Below are 25,405 nucleotides of genomic sequence, written 5' to 3' on the forward strand. Positions count from 1 at the left end.
CGTGACAGAGAAACGAATCGGAATCATATCGACCGGTTCCTATCTGCCCAAGGAAGAAGTGGGCAACGAGGAGGTCGCTGCCCGGGCCGGCGTCACCGCCGAGTGGATAGAGCGCAAGACGCAGATCGTGTCGCGCCGCTACGCCGCACCGGACGAGGCCACCTCGGACCTGGCCGTACATGCCGCGAACCGGGCGCTGGAGCAGGCGGGACTGACCGCCGACCGTATCGACTACCTGATCGTGTCGACGTCCACCGGCGACTTCCCCCAGCCGCCCACCTCCTATCTGGTGCAGGACGCGCTCGGCGCCTACGCGGCCGCGTGCTTCGACATCAACGTCGTGTGCAGTGGCTTCGTCTACGCGCTGGAACTCGCCCGGAGCCTCGTCGAGGGCCGACCGGACTGCCACGTCCTCGTGATCGGCGCGGACCTGTACTCGCGGATCCTCGACTTCGGCGACCGGCGGACGGCGGTCCTTTTCGCCGACGGCGCCGGAGCGGCCGTCGTCGGACCCGTGGCCGAGCCCTACGGCATCATCGGCATCGACCTGGTCAGCCGCGGCGACGCCCACGACCTGATCCGCGTGGAAGCCGGCGGCAGCAGGAACCCGGCCTCGGCCCGCACCCTCGCCGAGGGCGGTCACTACTTCAGGATGAACGGCCGCGGCGTGCGCGACTTCGTCACCGAACAGGTGCCCCCGGCCCTGGCCGTGCTGGCCGAACGGGTGGGCGTCGGCCTGGACGAGGTGGACCACTTCGTACCGCACCAGGCCAACGGCGTGATGCTCGGCGAAGTCGTCGAGCTGGCGGGGCTGACCCGCGCGACCACCCATCGCACCCTGCAGAAGTACGGCAACGTGGGCAGCGCGTCCGTGCCGGTCGCCCTCGACGAGGCGAACCGGTCGGGTGCCCTCGCGGCGGGCGACCTCGTCCTGCTCGCCGGTTTCGGCGGCGGTATGTCCATCGGGGCCTCGCTGCTGCGCTGGGGGGTGGCGGCGTGAGCGGGCCTGGAACCGACGCCCCGGCCACCTCGGAGATTCGTCGGGTCGGTGTCGTCGGCAGCGGCATCATGGGCGCCGGCATCGCCGAACTGTGCGCCAAGGCGGGCTGCGACGTCCTGGTCGCCGTCTCCTCCGAGCGCTCGCTGGAGACCGGGCCGAGGCGGGTGGCCCGCTCGCTGGACCGGGCCCTGAGCAAGGGGAAGATCACCGAGGAGCAGCGCGACGACACAGTGCGGCGCATCGGTTTCACCCGCGATCTGGGTGAACTGAGCGACCGTCAGCTGGTCATCGAGGCTGTGAAGGAGGACGAGGCGCTCAAGCTCGACCTCCTCGGTTCGCTCGACAAGATCGTCGAGACACCGGACGCGATCTTCGCCTCCAACACCTCCTCGCTCTCCATCGCCCGGCTCGCCCGTGCCACCGGCCGACCCGGACAGGTCCTCGGCGTCCACTTCTTCAACCCCGTGCCGGTACTGCCCCTCGTCGAGATCGTCGAGTCGGTGCTGACGGATCCCCGGACCACTTCCCGGGCCGAGTCGTTCGTGGCGGACATGCTCGGCAAGACCGTCATCAAGGCTCCGGACCGGGCCGGTTTCGTGGTGAACGCCTTGTTGTTCCCCTACCTGCTGTCCGCGATCCGCATGCTCGACTCCGGTCTCGCGACAGCCGAGGTGATCGACCGCGGCATGACCCTGGGTTGCTCCCATCCGCTGGGACCACTCCAACTGGCCGATCTCATCGGCCTCGACACCACGGTCTCGATCGCCGAGGCCATGTACGAGGAGTTCAAGGAGCCCTTGTACGCACCGCCCGCACTGCTGCTGCGCATGGTCGAGAGCGGACTGCTGGGCAAGAAGTCCGGCCGCGGTTTCCACACGTACACGTGAGCGGAGCGGGAGCGCCCGAGGCCGCCCCCCGCCCGCCGACCGCACCACATCACGTACGTCCACGCGCACGGGTCGCCTCGTCGCGCGCGGTTTCGCCGACAGGGAGAGCGAAGAACATGGCCATCCGTCCCGGGTCCGGTCGTCCCGAGGGTTATGAGGGTTCTACGGTGCTGGACGGGTCCATCGCCGTCGTCGGTCTGTCCTGCCGCTTCCCGGGCGCCCCGGATCCCGACGCCTTCTGGCAGCTGCTGGCGAACGGCGAAAGCGCCGTCGGTCCCGTCCCCGAGGGCCGTCCCGGGCTGCCGGCCGGTGCCGCGGTGCGGCCGGCCGGGTTCCTGGGCCGCATCGACACGTTCGAGCCGGAGTTCTTCGGCATCTCACCGCGCGAGGCGGCGGCCATGGATCCGCAGCAGCGGCTGGTCCTCGAACTGGCCTGGGAGTCGCTGGAGAACTCCGGCATCCGGCCTGCCGAGCTCCGCGACACGTCGGCGGGCGTCTTCATCGGCGCGATCTGGGACGACTACGCCAAGCTCGCCCATCAGTACGGCGCCCAGTCCGTCACCCATCATTCGATCACCGGCACGAGCCGTGGCGTCATCGCCAACCGCGTGTCCTACGTGCTCGGGCTGCGAGGCCCCAGCCTCGTCGTGGACACCGGTCAGTCCTCGTCCCTCGTCGCTGTCCAGCTCGCCTGCGAGAGCCTGCGCAGCTCAGAGTCCTCCGTCGCGCTCGCCGGTGGCGTCAGCCTCAACCTGGTCCCGGAGGGCTTCGCCGTCGCCGAGGGGTTCGGGGCGCTGTCCGCCGAGGGCCGTACGTACGCCTTCGACAGCCGCGCCGACGGCTATGTGCGCGGGGAGGGCGGTGGTGTCGTCGTCCTGAAGACGCTGCGCCGCGCGATCGCGGACGGTGACCAGGTGTACTGCGTCATCCGCGGCGGAGCCGTCAACAACGACGGAGGCGGCGCCACGCTCACCACACCGCGGGGCGCGGCGCAGGAGGACGTCCTGCGCCGGGCGTACTCCGCGGCCGGGGTCGAGCCGTCCGCCACACGGTTCGTCGAGCTGCACGGCACCGGGACACCGGTCGGCGACCCCGTCGAGGCGGCGGCGCTCGGCGCCGTGCTCGGCGCCGGACGTGCCGAGGACGCCCCCTTGCTCGTCGGTTCGGTGAAGACCAACATCGGGCACCTCGAAGGCGCGGCGGGGATCGCGGGCCTCGTCAAGGCGGCGTTGTGTCTGCGCGCGGGCACCCTCGTACCGAGTCTCAACTTCGAGCGGCCCAACCCGGCGATCCCGCTCGACGAACTGCGGATCGCGGTCGGCGACGCCACTGTGGCGCTGCGTGGCCCCGAGGACGGGCCGGTCGTCGCCGGGGTCAGTTCGTTCGGTATGGGCGGAACCAACTGCCATCTCGTGCTGACGGACTGGCCGGGAGCGCCGGTCGCCGAAGACGCCGTCGTGCCGGTGGCCGCGCCCGTCGCCGTACCGCTGTCGGGGCGGACCGAGGAGGGGCTGCGCGCCCAGGCGGACCGGCTGCTGCGCCATCTCACGGACCGCCCCGGGACCGGGACCGCCGACGTGGCGTACTCCCTCGCCGCCACCCGTACGCACTTCAAGCAGCGTGCCGTGGTGCTGGCCGACAACCGTGCGGGACTGCTCGCCTCGCTGGGCGCGCTGGCCGGCGGGGAGTCGGCACCGGGTCTGGTGACGGGGTCCGCGAGCGACTCCACCACCGCTTTCCTCTTCACCGGTCAGGGAAGCCAACGCCATGGCATGGGGCGGGAGTTGTACGAGACGTTTCCCGTCTTCGCCCGGGCCCTGGACGAGGTGTGCGGTCATCTTGACGCCGAACTCGACCGGCCGCTACGGGAGGTGATGTTCGCCGATGCGGACGCCGCGGACTCCGGCGAGGCGGCGCTTCTCCACCAGACCCGTTACACACAGCCCGCCCTTTTCGCGTACGAGGTCGCCCTCTACCGGCTCCTGGAGCACTGGGGTGTCACGCCCTCCGTCGTCCTGGGCCATTCCGTCGGTGAACTGGCAGCCGCCCATGTCGCAGGTGTGCTGTCGCTGCCGGACGCCACGGCGCTGGTGGCCGCGCGCGGCCGGTTGATGCAGCAACTGCCCGAGGGCGGCGCCATGGTGTCGGTCCAGGCGTCCGAGGAGGAGTTGCTGCCGGCCCTGGCGGGGCGGGAGCGGGAGGTCACCGTCGCCGCGGCCAACGGCCCGCTGTCGACCGTGATCGCCGGTGACGAGAACGCCGTCCTGGAAGTGGCCCGGAGCTGGGAGGAACAGGGCCGCAGGACCAAGCGGCTGCGCGTCAGCCATGCCTTCCACTCGCCGCGGATGGACGGCATGCTCGACGCGTTCCGGCAGGTGGCGGAGAAACTGACGTATCACCCGCCGCAGATCACCGTCGTGTCGAACCTGACGGGCCGCGCGATCGCCGCCGAGGAGATCGCCGCGCCCGAGCACTGGGTGCGTCACGCGCGTGAGGGGGTCCGCTTCCTCGACGGTATGCGTGCCCTGGAGGAGCACGGTGTACGGACGTACCTGGAGGTCGGTCCGGACGCCGTGCTGGCGGCCATGGGCCGCGACTGCGTCGCCGCCGATGCCCGCTTCGTGCCCACCGCGCGCCGTTCGCGCCCCGAAGTCACCACCGTTCTCGCGGCGTTGGCCGAACTGCACGCGCACGGGGTGCCGGTCGCGTGGGAGCGGGCGGCCGAGACCTTCGGCGGTCGCCGCACGGAACTGCCGACGTACGCGTTCCGGCGCACGTCCCACTGGCTGCGGGCACCGCTGCGCGGCGGGGATGTGGGCGCGGCCGGGCTGGTGGCGGCGGGACACCCGCTGCTGGGCGCGGTCGTGCGGCGCGCCGACTCCGGTGAACTCCTGCTCACCGGACGGTTGTCGGCCCCCGATCACGCGTGGATCCCCCACCCTTCCGGGTCACGGGCCGCCGTACTGCCCGCGTCGGCGTTCGTGGAGCTCGCGCTCCAGGCCGGCGAGGAGGTGGGCGCCGTACGCCTCGACCGGCTGACGACGCACGCGCCGCTCGTGCTGCCCGAGCCCGGAGCCGTACGCGTCCAGGTCGTCGTCGGGGCGCCGGACGAGGACGGGCGGCGCGCGCTGGCCGTGCACACGCGGCCCGAGGACGCGGACGCCGAGGCGCCATGGACCCGGCACGCCGACGGTGTGCTCGCGCCGGCCGAGGAGACGGGCCACGCCGAGGAGGCGGGCTTCGACCTGTCCGTCTGGCCCCCGTCGGGAGCGGCCGAGACCACGCCGGACGCCGATCACGCGCCGCGGGGGCTGCGTGCTCTGTGGCGGCGCGGCGACGAACTGTTCGCGGAGATCGCGGTCGAGGAGGCCGAGGGCTACCGGCTCCACCCGGCGCTGCTGGACGCCGCGTTCCGCGCCGCCGCCAACGCGCCGTTACCCCGGGAGGCCCTCCCGCTCGCCCAGGAGACCGCCGTCCTGAGGGTGGACGTACGAGGGGTCCGTCTGTACGCCGTCGGAGCCGAGCTGCTCCGGGTCCGTGTCCTGGGCGACGGTGCCGACGGGTTCTCGCTCCAGGCGGCCGACGCGGCCGGGCGGCCGGTGCTGGCGGTGGACGCGCTGCGTCCGCGCGCCGCCTCGGCCCAGGAGCTGCGGGCCCTCGCGCACGTCCCGCGGCGCGGTTCGCTGTTCCGCGTGCGGTGGAGCGGTCTGCCGCTGTCCGAGGAGAGGGCGACCGCGGGCCCGTGGGCCGTGCTCGGTGCGGACACGCTGGGTCTGAGTGCCGCCCTGACCACCGCCACCGACGGCGTGGAGCTGTACCCGGACCTGGCCGCTCTCTCGCAGGCCACCAGGCACCGTGTCCCCCCTCTCGTGCTCGTACCGTTCACACCGGGCGAGCAGGGCGCGACAGGGAGGGCCGAGGCCACCCGTACCGCCGTGGCGGACACGGCGGACCTGTTGCGGAACTGGGTGGCCGACGAGCGGTTCGCCGGGTCCCGGCTGGTCCTGGTGACCCGCGGCGCGGTCGCCGCGGGCCCGGACGACAGAGTGCCGGACCTGACGCACGCACCGCTGTGGGGCCTCGTACGGTCCGCCCAGGCGGAGCATCCCGGCCGGTTCGTCCTCCTCGACCTGGGTGAGCGCTCCGAGTCCCTGCGGGCACTGCCCGCCGCCCTCGCCTCCGGTGCGCCCGAACTCGCCCTGCGCGGCGGCCGCGTCCTCGCGCCACGGCTGGAGAAAGCCGCACCCGCGACGGACCTCTCCGCCGTGTGGGAGTCCGACGGAACCGTTCTGATCACCGGCGGCACGGGGGCACTCGGCGGACTCGTCGCCCGTCACCTCGCCGCCGAACAGGGCGTACGGCATCTGCTGTTGGCGTCCCGCAGGGGTCCCGACGCGCCCGGTGCGACTGAACTCGCTGCGGAAATCAGGGAGTTCGGCGCCGAGGTCACCGTCGCGAAGTGCGACGTCGCCGACCGTGAGGCGCTCGCCGCACTGATCGCCGCGGTCCCCGCCGCCCGTCCGCTGACGGCCGTCGTCCACGCGGCGGGCGTGCTGGACGACGCCGTACTGGAGAACCTCACCGCCGAGCAGGCCGGCCGTGTGCTGCGGCCCAAGGTGGACGCGGCACTGCATCTGCACGAGCTGACCCGCCAGTTGAAGCTGTCGGAGTTCGTCCTGTTCTCGTCGGTCGTCGGTACCGTCGGCAACGCGGGGCAGTCCGCGTATGCCGCCGCCAACTCCTTCCTGGACGCGCTGGCCCACCACCGCCGCGCCGAGGGGCTGCCCGCCCTCTCGCTGGCCTGGGGCCTGTGGGAACGGCGCGGCGAGCTGACGCGCGGACTGGGCGACGACGACCGGGAAAGGCTTGCCCGCGCGGGACTGCTGCCGCTGGCCGACGAGGACGGGCTCGCCCTGCTCGGGACGGCCCGCGCGCTCGACGAACCGCTGCTGGTGCCGGCGCGGTTCGACCGGGCGGCGCTGGGTGAACGCGCGGCTGCGGCCGGCCTTCGTCCCGCGCTGTCCGGACTCGTCCGGACCCCGGTCCGTCAAGCCGCCTCGGCGGACCGACGCCCTCAGGGTTCCGACGGCGCGCCGTCTGCCGGATCCGCCGCCGGGCAGCAGGTCTCTCGTCCCCTGTCCGGCCTGGCCGAGCGGCTCTCGGGGTTGCCGGCGGCCCAACGTGAGCGCGCCGTCGCCGACCTGGTGCGGGGCGAGATCGCCGACGTGCTGGAGCTGGCGTCGGCCGACTCCGTCGACACCGGGCTCACGTTCAAGGAGCTGGGGTTCGACTCGCTCACCGGCGTCGAGCTGCGCAACCGGCTGAGCGCGGTCTCGGGGCTGCGGCTGCCGGCCACGCTGGTCTTCGACCATCCGACCGGGGAGGCGGTCGTGGGGCATCTGCGGTCCGCGCTGCTGGACTCCCCTCGCGCTGCCACGGCCGGCACCAGGAGGGTCGCGGCCGACGACGACCCGGTCGTCATCGTGGGCATGAGCAGCCGGCTGCCGGGCGGTATCGGTTCGCCCGAGGAGCTGTGGGAGCTGGTGGCGTCCGGCGGCGACGCGATCTCCGGGTTCCCGGCCGACCGCGGCTGGGACCTCGAGTCCCTCTACGACCCCGACTCCCAGCGAGCCGGCACGTCGTACACGCGACAGGGCGGATTCCTGGAGGGAGCCACGGAGTTCGACGCCGCGTTCTTCGGGATCTCGCCGCGTGAGGCGCTCGCGATGGACCCGCAGCAGCGGCTGCTGCTGGAGACCTCGTGGGAGGCGCTGGAGCGGGCCGGTATCGACCCGACCGGGCTGCACGGCAGCGACACCGGCGTCTACGCGGGCACGTTCATGTTCCGCGACCAGGACGGCGGGCGGGGCAGCACCGGCGCCGAGGGCCAGCGCATGACCGGTTCGGCGGCCAGCGTGCTCTCGGGCCGGGTGTCGTACGCCTTCGGTCTGGAGGGCCCGGCGATCACCGTCGACACGGCCTGCTCGTCCTCGCTGGTCGCCCTGCACATGGCGGCCCAGGCGCTGCGCCAGGGCGAGTGCTCGCTCGCGCTCGTGGGCGGGGTGACCGTCATGTCGACCCCGGACACCTTCGTCGAGTTCAGCAGGCAGCGCGGACTCGCGCCCGACGGCCGCTGCAAGCCCTTCGCGGCCTCGGCCGACGGCACCGGCTGGTCCGAGGGCGTCGGCGTCCTGGTCGTGGAACGGCTGTCGGACGCCCGCCGGCAGGGACACCGGGTCCTGGCCGTCGTACGCGGCAGCGCGATCAACCAGGACGGGGCGAGCAACGGCCTCACCGCACCCAACGGCCCCTCCCAGCAACGCGTCATCCGCACCGCCCTCGCGGCAGCCGGGCTCACGGCGTCCGACGTGGACGCCGTCGAAGCACACGGCACCGGCACCCGCCTCGGCGACCCCATCGAAGCCCAGGCCCTCATCGCCACCTACGGCCAGGACAGGGACGCGGAACAGCCGCTGTGGCTCGGCTCACTGAAGTCCAACATCGGTCACACCCAGGCCGCGGCCGGTGTCGCGGGCATCATCAAAATGGTCAAGGCCATGGAGCACGGGGTACTCCCCCGCACTCTCCACGCCGAAGAACCTTCCCCTTTCATCGACTGGGAAGCGGGTTCCGTCCAGCTCCTCACCGAACAACAGACCTGGCCCGACACCGGCCGACCCCGCCGCGCCGCCGTCTCCTCCTTCGGCATCAGCGGCACCAACGCCCACATCGTCCTCGAACAAGCCCCACCCACCCAGGAACGCGCACAAGAGACCGTGCGGGAACCGGCCCCGGCGACGAGCGGCCCCGTCCCCGTCCCGCTGTCCGCCAAGACCCCGGACGCCCTCCGCGACCAGGCACGGCAGCTGATCGCCCACCTGGAGGCGACCGAGGACGTCGACCTGCGGGTACTCGGTGACTCGCTCGCCCGCTCCCGTGCGGCGCTCGATCACCGCGCTGTCGTTCCGGCCGAGGACCGCGACGGGCTGTTGGCGGAGCTGGCCCTACTGGCCGACGGCGGCTCGTCGAACCGGCTGGTACAGGGCGAGGTCGTCATGGGCGACACGGCGTTCCTGTTCACCGGCCAGGGCAGCCAACGTTCCGGAATGGGACGGGAGTTGTACAAAACGTACCCCGTCTTCGCGCAGGCCCTGGACGAGGTCTGCGGGCACCTCGACGCCCACCTCGGACGCTCCCTGCGCGACCTCATGTTCGCCGATCACGAGGACGCCGAGTGGGACGCGGAGCTGTTGGACCAGACGGTCTACACGCAGACGGGACTGTTCGCGCTGGAGGTGGCGCTGTTCCGGCTGGCCGAGCACTTCGGCCTGCGGCCGCAGTTCGTGGCCGGGCACTCGATCGGCGAGCTGACGGCCGCGCATGTCGCCGGTGTGCTCTCGCTCGCCGACGCCTGCACCCTGGTGGCCGCCCGCGGCCGTCTCATGCAGGCCCTGCCGCAGAACGGCGCGATGGTCTCCGTGCTCGCCACCGAGGAACTGGTCACCGCGCGGCTGTCGGGACGCGAGCACGAGGTGTCCGTGGCCGCCGTCAACGGGCCCACCTCCACGGTCGTTTCGGGCGATCTGCTCGCCGTGCTGGACGTGGCCAAACGGTTGGAGGAGGAGGGCGTCACGACGCGGCGGCTGCGGGTCAGTCACGCCTTCCACTCCCCGCACATGGACCCGATGCTGGCCGAGTTCGCCGCCGTCGCCCGCCGGCTGACCTATCACCCGCCCCGGCTCCAGGTGGTCTCGAACGTCACGGGCACTCTCGCCACCACCGAACAGCTCACCTCACCCGACTACTGGGTACGCCACGTCCGCGAGACCGTCCGCTTCCACGACGCCATCACCACCCTCCACCAACGCGGTGTCACCACCTACCTCGAACTCGGCCCCACCGGCGTCCTCTCCGCCATGGGCCGAGCCTGCATCCCCGACACCACAGACCCCACCAACACCCCAGACCCCACCACCGAACCCGCCTTCATCACCGCACTGCGCAAAGGCCAACCCGAACCCACCACCCTCACCGAAGCACTCGCCCAACTCTGGGTACGCGGCACCACCCCCGACTGGCAAGCCATGTTCGGCAACCGGACAGCACAACGGATCGACCTCCCCACCTACCCCTTCCAGCGCAAGCGCTACTGGCAGCCGAACACGGCCCCGACCAGGGACGTGGCCTCCATCGGGCTCGGCGAGATCGACCATCCCCTGATCGGCGCCGCCGTCACGCGGGCCGACAGCGACGAGTTCCTGTTCACCGGGCGGCTCTCGCTGCGCACCCACCCATGGCTGGCCGACCATGTGGTCCTCGGCCGCGTACTGCTGCCCGGCACGGCCTTCGTGGAACTGGCACTGCGAGCGGGTGGCGAGGCAGGGTCCGGGCAGCTGGAGGAGCTGACCCTGGAGGGTCCGCTCATGCTTCCCGAACACGGTGCCGTGCAGTTCCAGGTGGCCGTCGGTGCCGCCGACGAGTCCGGGCGGCGCTCGCTGAGCGTGTACTCCCGGCTGGACGGCGGGGAGTTCGACCAGCCGTGGGTCCGGCACGCCGGCGGTGTGCTGACCTCCGAGGAGGGCCGGCAGACGGGCCGGGAGCTCACGGTCTGGCCGCCGCAGGGTGCCGAGCCCGTCGACCTGACGGGCCGTTACCAGACGCTCGCAGAACAGGGGTTCGACTACGGCCCGGTCTTCCAGGGGCTGCGCGCGGTGTGGCGGCGCGGTGACGAGGTCTTCGCCGAGCTGGCCCTGCCCGACGCCCGGCGCGCGGAGGCGGGCGCGAGCGCTGACGCGGACGCCTTCGGCCTGCACCCGGCGCTGCTCGACTCGGCGCTGCACGCCATCGAACTCGGCGCCCTGCCGGGCACCGGTGAGCCGCGGCTGCCGTTCTCCTGGAGCGGCGTGCGGCTCCACGCGACCGGTGCCACGACCGCCCGGGTGCGGCTGGCCCCGGCCGGCCCCGACACCGTGACGATCGACGTCGCGGACCTGGCCGGCGCTCCGGTGGCGTCGGTGGAGTCGCTGGCGGTGCGGGCGGTCTCCGCGGCACAGCTCGGTGCGGCGGGGAGCCGGGTCCACGAGTCGCTGCTCCGCGTGGAGTGGGCTCCGGTCGCGCCCGGCACAGCCATGGTCGACACCACGGTCGTACGGCTGCGGGGCACGGACTCGGTGCACGCCACCGTGCACGGGGCGCTGGCGCGGGTCCAGGAGTGGCTGGCCGAGGACCGGCCGGAGAACCATCGTCTGGTCGTCGTCACCGAGGGCGCCGTGGCCGTGTCGGACGACGAGGACGTGCGCGACCTGACAGCGGCGGCGGTCTGGGGCCTGCTGCGTTCGGCGCAGACCGAGAACCCGGACCGGATCGTGCTCATGGACGTCGAGGACCTCGACGACCCCACCGCCCCGGACCGGGCGCTCACCGGCGCGGACACCCAGATCGCGGTACGGAACGGACAGGCGCTCGCACCCCGGCTGGCGCGGGTCACCGTGCCCGAGGCCGTCGGTTCACCGTTCGCATCGGGCGGTACGGTCCTGATCACGGGGGCGACCGGCGCGCTCGGCGGGCTGCTCGCCCGTCATCTGGTCACCGAACACGGTGTACGGCAGCTGCTGCTGGTCAGCCGTCGCGGCGGGAGCGCCGATGGTGCACAGGAGTTGCGGCGGGAGCTCACCGGTCTCGGCGCCGAGGTCTCCTTCGCGGCCTGTGACGTCACCGACCGGGCCGCCCTCGACGAACTGCTGGCCGGCGTTCCGGCCGAGCACCCGCTCACCGGTGTCGTCCACGCGGCGGGCGTCCTCGACGACGGCGTCTTCACCGCGCTCACTCCCGAGCGCGTGTCGGCCGTGCTGCGTCCCAAGGCGGACGCCGCCCGCAACCTCCACGAGGCCACCCGCGACCTGGACCTGTCCGTCTTCGCGCTCTTCTCCTCGATCCAGGGTCTGGCCGGAGGCGCGGGCCAGGCCAACTACGCGGCGGCCAACGTCTACCTGGACGCGCTCGCGCAGCACCGCCACGCTCTCGGGCTTCCCGCCGTGTCCCTGGCCTGGGGTCCATGGGCGGAGGGCGGCATGGCGGCGGCGCTCAGCGAGGCCGACCGCAAGCGGTTCGCGAAGAGCGGCATGGTGCCCATCGCTCCGGCCCAGGGCATGGAGCTGTTCGACACCGCGTTGGCGTCGGGCCTGGCCGGTGCCGTCCCGCTGCCGCTCGACGTCGCCGCGCTACGGGCCCTGGGTGCGGAACTTCCGCCGCTGCTGCGCGGGCTGGTCCGTACGCCGGTGCGCCGGGCGGCGGTCGGCGGTGCCTCGGCGGCGGAGGCGTCCGGCCCCTCCTTCGCACAGCGCCTGGCGGGTCTGGCCGAACCGGAGCAGGAAGAGCTGCTCGTCGATCTGGTCAGGGCCGAGGTCGCCGCGACGCTCGACTACGCGGGCCCGGACGCGGTCGACGGGCGCCGCAGCTTCAAGGAACTCGGCATCGACTCCCTCACCGCCGTCGAACTGCGCAACCGACTCAACCGAACCACCGGACTGCGCCTGCCCGCCACCCTCGTCTTCGACCACCCCAACCCCCTCGCCGTAGCCCACCTCCTGCGCACCGAACTGGGCGGCGCCGACGGCGAGTCCGCAGCGGAGGCCACCCCGACCGGCGGCGCCATGGCGGAGCACGACATCCGCAGGATGCTCACCGCGCTCTCGATCGACCGGCTCCGGGGCTCCGGCCTGCTGGACGCGCTGTTGAAGCTCGCCGAACCGGAGGCGGGCGCGAGCGGCACGGCGACCGACGGCAACGGTTCCGCCATGGATGCGGACGGTCCGGACACCGACATCGACATCGACGCCCTGGACGTCGACGCCCTCGTACGGATGGCTCGCGAGAGTCACGGCTCCTGAAGAGTCCTGAACAGTCCTGGAGAAGGAACAGCATGAACACCACCTCGTCCGAAGCGGTCGTGGCAGCGCTGCGGGACTCGCTCAAGGAGACCAGCAGGCTGCGCCAGCAGAACCAAGAGCTTCTCGCCGTGTCCCGCGAGCCCGTCGCCATCGTCGGCGTCAGCTGCCGCTACCCCGGCGGAGTGACCTCGCCCGAAGACCTGTGGGAGCTGCTCGAACAGGGCACCGACGCCGTCTCGCCGTTCCCCGTCGACCGGGGGTGGGACCTGGAGCGGCTGCACGACACCGACCCGGACCGACCCGGTACGTCGTACACCCGTGAGGGCGGATTCCTGCACGAGGCGGCGGAGTTCGACGCCGAGTTCTTCGGGATCTCACCCCGCGAGGCACTCGCCATGGACCCGCAGCAGCGCCTCCTCCTGGAAGCCTCCTGGGAGGCCTTCGAACGCGCCGGCATCGACCCCACCACACTCCACGGCACCGACACCGGCGTCTACGCGGGCATCATGTACCACGACTACGGGCCGTATCTGTTCGAGCCCGTGGAGGGCGCCGACGGCCATCGGCTGACCGGGGGCGCCGGAAGTGTGCTGTCCGGCCGGGTGTCGTACGCCTTCGGTCTGGAGGGCCCGGCGGTCACGGTGGACACGGCCTGCTCCTCCTCCCTCGTCACCCTGCATCTCGCGGCCCAGGCGCTGCGCCAGGGGGAGTGCTCACTGGCTCTCGCGGGCGGGGTGACGGTGATGTCGTCGCCGGGTACGTTCGTCGAGTTCAGCAGGCAGAAGGGGCTGTCTCCGGACGGGCGTTGCAAGTCCTTCTCGGCCTCGGCCGACGGTACGGGCTGGTCCGAGGGCGTCGGCGTCCTCGTCCTGGAGAAACTCTCCGACGCCCGACGCAACGGACACAACATCCTGGCAGTCATCCGGGGCTCGGCCGTCAACCAGGACGGCGCGAGCAACGGCCTCACCGCACCCAACGGCCCCTCCCAGCAACGCGTCATCCGTTCCGCGCTGGCCTCCGCGGGCCTGACGCCGTCCGACATCGACGCCGTCGAGGCACACGGCACCGGCACCCGCCTCGGCGACCCCATCGAAGCCCAGGCCCTCATCGCCACCTACGGCCAAGGACGCGACCCGGAACAACCGCTGTGGCTCGGCTCGCTCAAGTCCAACATCGGCCACACCCAGGCCGCAGCCGGCGTCGGCGGCGTCATCAAAATGGTCAAAGCCATGGAACACGGGGTACTCCCCCGCACCCTCCACGCCGAACAGCCCTCACCCCTCATCGACTGGGAGACGGGCGCCGTCCAACTCCTCACCGAACAACAGACCTGGCCCGACACCGGCCGACCCCGCCGCGCCGCCGTCTCCTCCTTCGGCATCAGCGGCACCAACGCCCACATCGTCCTCGAACAAGCCCCACCCACCCAGGAACGCGCACAAGAGCCCGCGCGGGAACCGACCGCGGGCCTTCCCATGACGGTTCTGCCGCTGTCCGCCCGTACCCCGTCGGCGCTGGCCGCCCAGGGGGCCCGGCTGGCGGCGCGGCTCACCGGCGGCGTGTCCGGTGACGACCTCGGGTTCTCGCTGGCGGCCACCCGTGCTCCGCTGGACCTCCGGGCGGTCGTGCTGGCCTCCGACGAGAACGGGCTGCTCTCCGGGCTGGACGCGCTCGCCGCCGACGGCTCCGCGCCCACGCTGGTGCGCGGTCCGCGCGGCGAGTCCGGGGGCGGCGGTTCTCTGGCCTTCCTGTTCACCGGCCAGGGCAGCCAACGCCCCGGCATGGGACGGGAGTTGTACGACACGTACCCCGTCTTCGCCGAGACGCTGGACACGGTCTGCGGGACGTTCGACCGGCAGCTGGACCGTCCGCTGCTGGACGTGATCTTCGCGGCGGAGGGACAGGAAGAGGCCGCGCTGCTCGACGAGACCGCGTACACGCAGCCCGCGCTCTTCGCGGTCGAGGTCGCGCTGTACCGCCTCGCCGAGTCGTGGGGGCTGCGTGCCGGCCATCTGATGGGTCACTCGATCGGCGAACTGGTGGCCGCGCACGTGGCCGGTGTGCTCTCGCTCGCCGACGCCTGCACCCTGGTGGCCGCCCGCGGCCGTCTCATGCAGGCGCTGCCCGCCGGGGGCGCCATGCTCTCCGTACTCACCACCGAGGAGGAACTCGCTCCGCTGCTCGCCGGGCGCGAGCACGAGGTGACCGTCGCCGCCGTGAACGGCCCCGCCTCGACCGTGATCTCGGGCGACGAGGCAGCCGTGAGCGCCATCGACGAGGAACTGGCGGTGCGCGGAATCAAGACCCGGCGGCTGCGGGTCAGTCACGCCTTCCACTCGCCGCACATGGACCCGATGCTCGACGAGTTCCGGACCGTCGTCGGCCGGCTGTCGTTCCAGGAACCGCGGATACCGGTGATGTCGAACCTGACCGGCCGCACCGCCACCGCCGAGGAGCTGTGCTCGCCGGAGTACTGGGTACGTCATGTCCGTGCGGCCGTCCGCTTCCACGACGGCATGACCGCGCTCGTCGAGGCGGGCGTGACCACCTTCGTCGAGCTGGGCGCGGACGCCGTCCTGACCGCGCTCGCGCAGGAGTCCCTGGCCGACCGGCCGGAGGCCGCCGCGCTGGTGCCCACGCTGCGCCGCGGCCACGCGCAGGCCGAGACGTTCACGGCGGCCGTCGCGACGGCGTACGTGCGCGGCGCGGACGTCGACTGGCAGGCGGCGTACGCCGGTTCGGGCGCACGCCGGGTGGAGCTGCCGACGTATCCGTTCCAGCGGCAGCGCTACTGGATGGAGGCGCCCGGCACGGACGTGCCGGCACCCGGCTCGGTGGAGGCCCGCTTCTGGGCCGCCGTCGAACACGAGGACCTCGACACGCTGGCCGGCACGCTGAGCGCCGACGAGACGGCCGCACTGGGCGAGGCACTGCCGGCCCTGTCGGCCTGGCGGCGCAGGCACACCGCGCAGCCGGCGGCCCCCCTGCCCGACGCGGCCATCGACGCGGCCCAGGCCGAGACCGTGGAGAACCTGGGCGTCGTACTCGCCGGGCTCGCCGCGGCCGAGCGGGAGCGCCGGGTCCTCGACCTGGTGCGCACCGAGATCGCCGCAGCGCTGCAGTACCCGGGCAAGGAGGCCGTCGAGCCGCGCAGGTCCCTCAAGGAGCTGGGCTTCGACTCGCTGGCCGCCGTGACTCTGCGCAACAGGCTGGGGGCGGCGACGGGCCTGAGCCTTCCCGCGACGCTCGTCTTCGACCACCCGACGCCGGTGGACCTGGCCGCCCGGCTGGCCGGGGAACTGGCCCCGCGGACTGCGGGCGCCGACGTCGACATGGACGGCGAACTCGACCGGCTGGCAGAGGCGTTGGCCTCGGCGGACGACCACGGCGTACGCGAACGGGCCGCCGCCCGGCTCCAGGCCATGCTGTCCGCGCTGAACGTCCCGGCGGCGTCCGCCGGTCCGGCCGGCGAGCTCGCGGACCGGCTCCAGGATGCCGACGACGAGGACCTTTTCGACCTCATCGACTCCGAACTGGGTTCGTCCTGACCCCACCGATCCCCCACCGCCCTGAACCAGCGAGGAACGCGATGTCTGAGTCCGACGAAAAGAAACTGCGGGACTATCTGAAGCGGGTGACGGTCGAGCTGCGCGATTCCCGGCTGCGGCTGCGGGAGGCCGAGGAATCCTGGAACGAGCCGATCGCGATCGTCGGCATGAGCTGCCGGCTGCCGGGCGGTGTGCGCTCCCCCGAGGACCTGTGGACGCTGGTGGAGACCGGCACCGACGCGATCTCCGAGTTCCCGGCCGACCGTGGCTGGGACGTCGACGGGCTGTACGACCCCGAGCCGGACCGGCCCGGCAAGTCGTACACGCGGCGCGGCGGATTCCTGTACGACGCCGCCGAGTTCGACGCCGGGTTCTTCGGGATATCCCCGCGCGAGGCCCTCGCCATGGACCCGCAGCAGCGGCTGTTCCTGGAGGCCTCCTGGGAGGCGCTGGAGCGGGCCCGGATCGACCCGGCCACGCTGCGGGGCAGCAGCACCGGCGTGTACGCGGGGTGCGTCACCTCCGACTACCAGGTACTGCTCACCTCGGCTCCGGAGGAGATCGAGGCGTACCGGATGACCGGCTCGGCGACCAGTGTGCTGTCGGGCCGGGTGTCGTACCTCTTCGGGCTGGAGGGTCCCGCGGTCACCGTCGACTCGGCGTGCTCCTCGTCGCTGGTCGCGCTGCATCTGGCGGCGCAGGCCCTGCGCCGCGACGAGTGCTCACTGGCCCTGGTCGGCGGGGTCACCGTGATGGCCACGCCGACCGGGTTCGTCGACTTCAGCCGGCAGCGGGGCTTCTCGCCGGACGGGCGCTGCAAGGCGTTCGGAGCGGAGGCCGACGGTACGGGCTTCGCCGAGGGGGTGGGCGTGCTGGTGGTGGAGCGGCTGTCGGACGCGCGCCGCAGCGGCCATCGGGTCCTGGCGGTGCTGCGGGGCAGCGCCGTCAACCAGGACGGTGCCAGCAACGGCCTGACGGCGCCGAACGGGCCCTCCCAGCAGCGCGTCATCCGTGCCGCGCTGGCCTCGGCGGGCCTGGCGCCGGCCGAGGTGGACGCCGTCGAGGCGCATGGCACCGGCACCCGCCTCGGTGACCCCATCGAAGCCCAGGCGCTCATCGCCACCTACGGACACGGGCGCGACGCGCAGCAGCCGCTCTGGCTGGGTTCGGTGAAGTCGAACGTCGGGCACACACTGGCCGCGGCCGGTGTGGTCGGTGTCATCAAGATGGTCAAGGCGATGGAGCACGGGGTGCTGCCCCGCACCCTGCACGCGGACGAGGCGTCGCCGTTCGTCGACTGGGAGGCGGGCGCGGTCGAGCTGCTGACCGAACGACGCGCCTGGCCGGAGACGGGACGGGTGCGCCGCGCCGGGGTCTCCGCCTTCGGCATGAGCGGGACCAACGCCCATGTGGTCCTGGAGCAGGGCCCGCCCGCCGAGGCCGGTCCCACGGCTGCGGAGCCGTCCGTGGAGCCGGTGGTGGTGCCGTATCCGCTGTCGGCGCGCGACGACGCGGCGCTGCGGGCCCAGGCCGCCCGGCTGCGGACCCATCTGCGCACCCACCCCGGGCTGTCGCCCGCCGATGTGGGCCACTCCCTGACGGTGACCCGATCGGCTCTCGACCATCGGGCGGTGGTGCTGGGCACCGGAGCGGACGAGCTGGCCGCGGGTCTGGAGACGCTGGCCTCGGGCGAGGCGTCCGCGCAGGTCGCCGCGGGTGTCGCCAAGGAACGCGGCAGGACGGTGTTCGTGTTCCCCGGGCAGGGCTCGCAGTGGGCCGGCATGGCCGTGGAACTGCTGGACACCTCACCGGAGTTCGCAAAGTGGCTGCGCGCCTGCGACGCCGCTGTCGCGGCCCATGTCGACTGGTCGGTGGAGGACGTTCTGCGGGAACGCGACGGCGCGCCGTCGCTGGAGCGGATCGAGGTCGTCCAGCCCGTGCTGTTCTCGGTGATGGTGTCCCTCGCCGAGCTGTGGCGCCACCACGGAGTGGAGCCGGACGCGGTGGTCGGCAGCTCGCAGGGCGAGATCGCCGCGGCCTGTGTCTCCGGTGCGCTGACGCTCCAGGACGCGGCCCGGATCGTGGTGCTGCGCTCCCAGCTGTTCGCCGACGAACTGGTGGGGCGTGGAGCGGTGGCGTCCGTCGCGCTGTCCCGCCGGGAGATGGACGAGTGGCTCGCCCCGTACGGGGACGAACTGGCCGTCGCGGGTGTCAACAGTCCCCGCCTGGTGACCGTGGCCGGGGCGCCCGAGCCGCTGGCGGAGCTGGTGGCGGCGCTGACCGAGCGGGACATCCGGGCCAGGATCGTGCCCGCGACCGTCGCCTCGCACTCCCCGCAGGTGGACCGGCTGCGCGGCCGTATCGCCGAGCTCCTCTCCTTCGTACGGCCCCGGAAGGGCCGCGTACCGCTGTACTCGACCGTCACGGGCGAGGCCCTCGAAGGGCCGGAGCTGACGGCCGACTACTGGTTCGAGAACTGCCGCCGCCCGGTGGACTTCGAGCCGGTCGTGCGCACCCTGCTCGACGACGGCTTCGACGTGTTCGTCGAGTCGAGTGCCCATCCGGTGCTGGTCCTCGGCGTGGACGAGACGGTCGAGGACGCCGGCGCGGACGTGCTGGTGACCGGCACGCTGCGGCGCGGCAGCGGCGGCATGAAACGCTTCCTCACCTCCCTGTCCGAGGCGTACGTACGCGGTCTCCGGGTCGACTGGGGGGCGGTCCTCGGCGCGGGGCGCACCACGGTCGAGCTGCCCACGTATCCGTTCCAGCGGCAGCGCTACTGGGTCGATCCGGTCGAGGACCGTGGCCCTCTGGGCGATCCGGTCGGCGCCGCTTTCTGGGACGCCGTGGAACGCGGGGACGTGGCGGGTCTCGCCGCGTCGCTGCATCTCACCGACACCTCGGCCCTCGTCGAACTGCTGCCCGCCCTGTCCTCGTGGCGGCGCGACAGCGAGGAACTGGGTGCCGTGGACTCGTGGCGCTACCAGGTGGTGTGGCGGCCCGTCGCCGAACCCGCCTCGGCCGTCCTCGCCGGCGACTGGCTGGTGGTACGTCCGTCGCACCCCTCGGCCGACCCGGTCGCCGCGGGACTCGCCCGGGCGCTGGCGGACGCCGGCGCCCGCCCCACGACCGTCGAGGTGGACGAGGAGACCGATCGTCCGGATCTCGCCCGGAGGCTCGCCGAGGCCGCCGGATCCCTGGCCGGCAAGGCCGTGGCAGGCGTCGTGTCGCTGGTGCCGCTCGGCCCCGGGGAGGGTCCGCGTCCGGCGGTGTCCACGGGGCTCGACCGGACGGTACTGCTGCTGCAGGCCCTCACGGACGCGGAACTCACGGCTCCGGTGTGGACGGTGACCTGCGGCGCGGTGTCGGCCGAACCCCCGGACCGGGTCGGCTCCCCGGAGCAGGCACAGGTCTGGGGCCTGGGACAGGTCGCGGCGCTGGAGACTCCGGCGCTGTGGGGCGGCCTGATCGACCTTCCCGAGGACACGGCCGACGACCGGTCGCTGTCCCGGCTGACCGCGCTGCTCATGGCACCCGGCGGCGAGAACCAGACCGCCGTACGCGGTTCGGGTGTGTACGTACGCCGGCTCGTGCCCGCCCCCGCCCCGGCCCCGGCGCCCGACCTGGGGCTGTACGCCGACGGCGGCACCGTCCTGGTCACCGACGGCGTCACCGGTATGGGCGCGCACGTCGCCCGGCTGCTCGCCGGGAAGGGCGCCGCAAAGAGCGCCGGACGGCTGCTGTTGACGACTGCGCCCGGCACGGACCCCGCGCTGATCGGCGACTTCGAGGCCGAGCTGACCGCGCTGGGCGCGCGCGTGACCGTCGCCGTCTGTGACGTGGCCGACCGCGACGCCCTCGCGGAGGTGGTCGCCGGCGTCCCGGACGAGGCGCCGCTGACCGCTGTCGTGCACACGGCCGGGGTCCTGGAGGACACCCCGCTGGACAGCCTGACCACGGCGGATCTGGAGCGCGTTCTGCGGGCCAAGGTGCTCGGCGCCCGTCATCTGCACGAACTGACCCTGCACGGCGGCCTTTCGGCGTTCGTCCTGTTCTCGTCGGTCACCGCGGCCTTCGGAGGTGGCCTCGGCCTCGCCGCCTACGCGGCGGCCAACGCACACCTGGACGCGCTGGCGGCTCACCGCAGGTCCCTGGGCCTGCCCGCGATCGCGCAGGCGTGGGGCGTATGGCGGAGCGAACCCGTCGAGGACGAGGCCAGGGCCCTGGAGGAGTCCCGTAGGGAGCGACTGGGCCGACGCGGACTCCCGCTGCTGCGCCCGGCTCCCGCGCTCGCCGCCTTCGAGCGGGCCATGGACCCGGCGGCCGGCGCGATCGTGCTCGCCGATGTCGACTGGAACCGCTTCGCCCAGGTCTTCGACGGTGACCGGCCCAGCCCGCTCGTCTCCGAGATCCCCCAGGTCAAGCGGGCCCGCAAGGAGTCCGCCACGGCTACGGCCGGCGCGTCGAAGGCATGGGGCCGGCTGGCCGGGCTGCCGCCGGCGCGCCAACGAGAGCTGCTGCTCGACCTGGTCAGCGCGGAGGTCGCCGCGGTGCTCGGACACGCGGAGCCGGGCGCGGTCGCGGCGCAGCGCGAGTTCCTGGAGCTGGGCATGGACTCGGTGACGAGTGTGGCGTTGCGCAACCGGCTCAGCGCCGCGACCGGACTGCGTCTGCCGGCCCGGGTGGTTCTCGACCGGCGGACGCCGGAAGCGCTGGCCCGCCATCTGGCCGACGAACTGGCCGGCAGTGCCCGGGAGCCGGGGTCGCAGGGCGCTCTCGCGGAGCGGTTCTCGGCTGCGTACGCGAGCGGGGACACGGCCGACGTCATGGACCGGCTGGCCGAAGCCGCCCGCGAACGGCCCGTGTTCGCCGTACCGGAGCCGGGCGACCTGCCCGAGCCGGTACGGCTCACGGAGGGATCCGGTGGCCCTCGGCTGCTGTGCTTCCCCACCGTCCTCGCCACCTCCGGACCCCACCAGTACGCGCGGTTCGCCGCGCCGTTCGCCGGCGACCGGGACGTGTTCGCCCTGTCGTTGCCCGGTTTCCGGGACGGTGAACGGCTGCCTTCGACACTGGACGCCATCGCCGACGCGGCCGCGACAGCGGTCCGCCGGAACACGGAGGGCGGACCGTTCGTCCTCGTCGGCTACTCCTCGGGCGGCGTCGTCGCCCACGAGACCGTCCGGCTGCTGGAGAGCTCCGGGGTCTACCCGGACGCGCTCGTCCTGCTCGACACGTACGCGCCCGGCGACGAGGCTCTCGCGGCGGCCGGGCCCGCGCTGATGGGGCAGATGGCCGGCCGGCTCGAGGAGTTCGGCCCCGTCGAGGACGCCCGGCTGACCGCGATGAGCGGCTATCTGAGCCTGCTCGACGGCTGGCGGCCCGGCCCGGTCAAGACACCGGTACTGCTGGTCCGCCCGTCCGAGCCGGTACCCGGCACCCCGCCGGCGGAGGGGGACGGCTGGCGGTCGTCCTGGCAGCCGCCGCACGAAGCGGCCGATGTGCCCGGGGACCACTTCTCCATGATCGAGGAGTACGCGCCCGACACCGCCGAAGCCGTCACCGCCTGGCTTGTCACCCTCAACACCCGGGAGCCGGTGTGAACGCGGACCAGATGAACCAGAGGGACCAGAGACCGGAGGCCGACCCGAACATGAAGGACACCAAGACGACGGTGGTGATCGCGGGCGCGGGCCCGGTCGGTCTGGCCGCCGCCTGCGCCCTGTGGCAGCGCGGCGTTCCCGCCCGCGTCCTGGAGGCCCAGGACTCCCCGCACCGCGGATCGCGCGCCGTACAACTGCACGCCCCGACCCTGCGGGTCTTCCGCGAGCTGGGCATCCTGGACGAGGCGGAGCGGCAGGGCCTGCGGATCCGCGCGAACGAGTACCACCTGGCGAACGGCCGCACCCTGCGCATCGAACTCGGCGCGCTCAACGAGCCGTTGATGCTCCCGCAGGAGAGCACCTGCGCGCTCCTGGAGCGGCGCCTCGGAGAGCTGGGCGGCCACGTGGAACGCGGCGTCGAGGTCACCAAGATCGTCCCGTACGAGGAGACGGTCGTCGTCGAGACGGAGGGTCCGGACGGGACGGCGCGGATCGAGGCGGACTGGCTCGTCGCAGCCGACGGGGTGCGCAGCCCGATCCGTGAACAGCTCGGCATCGACTTCGCCGGCAGCCCGGTTCCGGTCAACTTCCTGCTGGCCGAGGGCCGGTTCGAAGGGCGGCCCGCGGACGACGCGGTCACGTACTTCCTGGGTCTGGCCGGCTCGGTCGTCTTCGCCTCGATGCCCGGCGAGCGGGTCCGCGTGTCCGCGGCCGTCCCCGTCGGCCACCCCCTCACCGAGGAGGGGGTGCAGCAGATCCTCGACGAGCGCGGGCCCGGCGGTCTGCGCATCGCCTCGCTCGACATGGTGAACAACTTCAGCAGTCAGGAGCGGATCGCGGTCCGGCTGCGCGAGGGACGCGTCTTCCTGGCCGGGGACGCCGCCCACACACACTCCCCGCTCGGCGGCCAGGGCCTCAACCTGGGTATCCAGGATGTGCACAACCTCGCCTGGAAACTGGCCGGTGTCATCAAGGGGACGCTGAACCCGGCCGTGCTCGACAGCTACGAGCCCGAGCGGCGGCACGCGGCCGAGCAGATCGTCCGCAACACCCACCAGTTCCTGAAGGTGTTCACGCTGGGCCCCACCGCGGCGCGGGTCCGCAACACCGTCTGGAGCACGCTGGAGTCCCTGGGGCTGCTGCGCCGTTGGTTCGCACCGCTGCTGGCAGGCTGGCGGGTCCGCTACCCGGCGGACCGGGCGGGCGGCCGGCTCGGCGGGCGCCGTCTTCCGGAGCCGGGCACCCGCTCACCGCACTGGGCCTCGTCACACCCGGACGGGGACCGGTACCGGCTGGTGACGCTCGGACGCGGGGACCGCGAGGGGGAGCTGCGCGGCCGGGCACTGGCCGGGCTGCGGCCCGCGCTCGTCAGCCACAGCCATGTACGCAAGGGCGGCGGCGGGTTCCTGCTGCTGCGCCCCGACGGTTATGTGGCGGCCTGCGGCAGCACACGCACGGACTGGGAGCACGCCTCCCGGCTGCTGGCCGAGGTGGCGGCGCACTGACCGCGCTCCGCCCCGACCCGTCCCTTCAACGTGACAAGGAGTACGTCCGTGACGCCCCAGACCCAGACCCAGACCCAGACCCAGGACCGCATAGCCGAACTGCACGCGCTCAAGGAGCGGGCCCGGCAGGGACCCGACCCCGAAGCCACCGACCGGCAGCATGCCCGCGGCAAGCTGACCGCCCACGAACGCGTCGAACTCCTGCTGGACAAGGGTTCGTTCCAGGAGATCGAGGCCCTGCGCCGACACCGGGCCAGTGGTTTCGGCCTGGAACACAAGCGCTACCACTCCGACGGGGTGATCACCGGCTGGGGCACCGTGCACGGTCGGACGGTCTTCGTCTACGCCCATGACTTCCGGATCTTCGGCGGTGCCCTGGGCGAAGCCCACGCCGCCAAGATCCACAAGCTGATGGACCTCGCCGAGGCGGCGGGCGCCCCGCTCGTCAGCCTCAACGACGGAGCGGGCGCCCGTATCCAGGAGGGTGTCACCGCGCTCGCCGGATACGGCGGCATCTTCCAGCGCAACACCCGCAACTCCGGTGTGATCCCGCAGATCAGCGTGATGCTGGGCCCGTGTGCGGGCGGTGCCGCCTACTCCCCCGCCCTCACCGACTTCGTCTTCATGGTCCGCGACACCGCGCAGATGTTCATCACGGGACCCGATGTGGTGCAGGCCGTGACCGGTGAGGCGGTCACGATGAACGGCCTCGGCGGCGCCGACGTGCACGCCTCCGTGTCGGGCGTCGCCCAGTTCGCCCACGACGACGAGGAGACCTGTCTGGAGGAGGTCCGCTATCTGCTCTCGCTGCTCCCGCAGAACAACCGGGAGCTCGCGCCCGTCACCCCGACGTCCGACCCGGCCGACCGGCGCAACGACGCACTGCTGGATCTCGTCCCCGCCGACCCCAACCAGGCGTACGACATGCGGTCGGTGATCGAGGAAGTCGTCGACGACGGCGAGTACTTCGAGGTCCACTCCGCCTGGGCGACCAACATCGTCTGCGCCCTGGCGCGCCTCGACGGCCATGTCGTCGGCGTCGTCGCCAACCAGCCGTCGTCGGTCGCCGGTGTACTCGACATCCACGCCAGCGAAAAGGCGGCGCGCTTCGTCTCCGTCTGTGACTCCTTCAACATCCCCCTGGTCACCCTGGTGGATGTGCCGGGCTTTCTGCCGGGTGTGGACCAGGAACACGGCGGCATCATCCGGCACGGCGCCAAGCTGCTGTACGCGTACTGCAACGCCACGGTCCCGCGCATCTCCGTCGTCGTCCGCAAGGCCTACGGCGGCGCGTACATCGTCATGGACTCCCGGTCCATCGGCACGGACGTGTCACTGGCCTGGCCTTCGAACGAGATCGCCGTCATGGGCGCCGAGGGCGCCGCCAACGTGATCTTCCGCCGTGAGATCAACGGTGCCGAGGACCCGGACGCGATGCGCCGGCAGAAGATCGACGCGTACAAGTCGGAGCTGATGCACCCCTATTACGCGGCGGAGCGCGGGCTCGTGGACGACGTGATCGACCCCCGTGACACCCGATCGGCGCTGATCGGTTCACTGGCCATGCTGCGCACGAAGCACGCCGATCTTCCCTCGCGCAAGCATGGAAATCCCCCGACGTGAAGCCGACGTACGAAGGGACGGCGGACAGATGAACGCGTTCAAGGTGCTGCACGGAAACCCCAGCGACGAGGAGCTGGCAGCGGTGGTGGCCGTGCTGCTGTCGGCCGGACAGCAGCAGGAGTCGGCCGCGGAAAGCGGCGACGGTACGAACGGGCCTGCCAGGACGGCCTCTTGGAGCCGGGGCAGCCGTGCGTACGCGGCCCCTGCCGCGTCCTGGAAGTTCTTCTCATGAGTGTGCGGCGGAGGAAAGTGCGCAAGGTGCTCATCGCCAACCGTGGCGAAATCGCTGTCCGCGTTGCCCGGGCCTGCCGGGATGCCGGGATCGCGAGCGTGGCCGTGTACGCCGAGCC

8 protein-coding genes and 1 pseudogene are annotated in these 25,405 nt (G+C 72.6%); all 9 read left to right on the forward strand.

Features of this window, described 5'->3' with window-relative positions:
- The first annotated feature begins 1 nt into the window (after position 1).
- On the forward strand, positions 2-1,000 hold the full coding sequence (locus ACH4TV_RS24780) for a 3-oxoacyl-ACP synthase III family protein (protein ID WP_398401584.1): 999 nt from the start codon (positions 2-4) through the stop codon (positions 998-1,000).
- Positions 1,001-1,068: 68 nt separating this feature from the next.
- Entirely contained in the window at positions 1,069-1,887 is an 819-nt protein-coding gene (locus ACH4TV_RS24785) for a 3-hydroxybutyryl-CoA dehydrogenase (RefSeq protein ID WP_398401647.1), read from the forward strand.
- A 116-nt stretch (positions 1,888-2,003) separates the two neighbouring features.
- Positions 2,004-12,776 carry an SDR family NAD(P)-dependent oxidoreductase gene (locus ACH4TV_RS24790; RefSeq protein WP_398401586.1) on the forward strand — a complete coding sequence of 3,591 codons (10,773 nt, stop codon included), beginning with the start codon at positions 2,004-2,006 and terminating at the stop codon, positions 12,774-12,776.
- 68 nt (positions 12,777-12,844) lie between these two features.
- Positions 12,845-16,045 (forward strand): annotated as a pseudogene (locus ACH4TV_RS24795) (type I polyketide synthase); the annotation flags it as partial.
- A gap of 365 nt (positions 16,046-16,410) precedes the next feature.
- Positions 16,411-21,927: a type I polyketide synthase gene (locus ACH4TV_RS24800; RefSeq protein WP_398401649.1), complete on the forward strand. Its 5,517-nt coding sequence runs from the start codon at positions 16,411-16,413 to the stop codon at positions 21,925-21,927.
- Positions 21,924-23,432, forward strand: coding sequence for an FAD-dependent monooxygenase (locus tag ACH4TV_RS24805; protein ID WP_398401588.1), 1,509 nt, complete (start codon positions 21,924-21,926; stop codon positions 23,430-23,432). Before ACH4TV_RS24800 ends, ACH4TV_RS24805 begins: the two co-directional genes overlap by 4 nt.
- 48 nt (positions 23,433-23,480) lie before the next feature.
- Positions 23,481-25,055, forward strand: coding sequence for an acyl-CoA carboxylase subunit beta (locus ACH4TV_RS24810; protein ID WP_398401590.1), 1,575 nt, complete (start codon positions 23,481-23,483; stop codon positions 25,053-25,055).
- Positions 25,056-25,083: 28 nt separating this feature from the next.
- Complete coding sequence (locus ACH4TV_RS24815; RefSeq protein ID WP_398401592.1) at positions 25,084-25,287, forward strand: acyl-CoA carboxylase subunit epsilon; 204 nt, start codon at positions 25,084-25,086, stop codon at positions 25,285-25,287.
- A gap of 17 nt (positions 25,288-25,304) precedes the next feature.
- A partial coding sequence (locus tag ACH4TV_RS24820) for a biotin carboxylase N-terminal domain-containing protein (protein ID WP_382268234.1) occupies positions 25,305-25,405 on the forward strand: 101 nt, incomplete at its 3' end.

Origin of the sequence: Streptomyces sp. NPDC020898 (assembly GCF_044333925.1) — a bacterium.
Lineage (GTDB): Bacteria > Actinomycetota > Actinomycetes > Streptomycetales > Streptomycetaceae > Streptomyces.

Bases quoted from the DNA above. Each gene is read 5' to 3' on its own strand.
- ACH4TV_RS24785 (WP_398401647.1), top strand. From the start codon at position 1,069: ATGGGCGCCGGCATCGCCGAACTGTGCGCCAAGGCGGGCTGCGACGTC.
- ACH4TV_RS24815 (WP_398401592.1), top strand. From the start codon at position 25,084: ATGAACGCGTTCAAGGTGCTGCACGGAAACCCCAGCGACGAGGAGCTG.
- ACH4TV_RS24790 (WP_398401586.1), top strand. From the start codon at position 2,004: ATGGCCATCCGTCCCGGGTCCGGTCGTCCCGAGGGTTATGAGGGTTCT.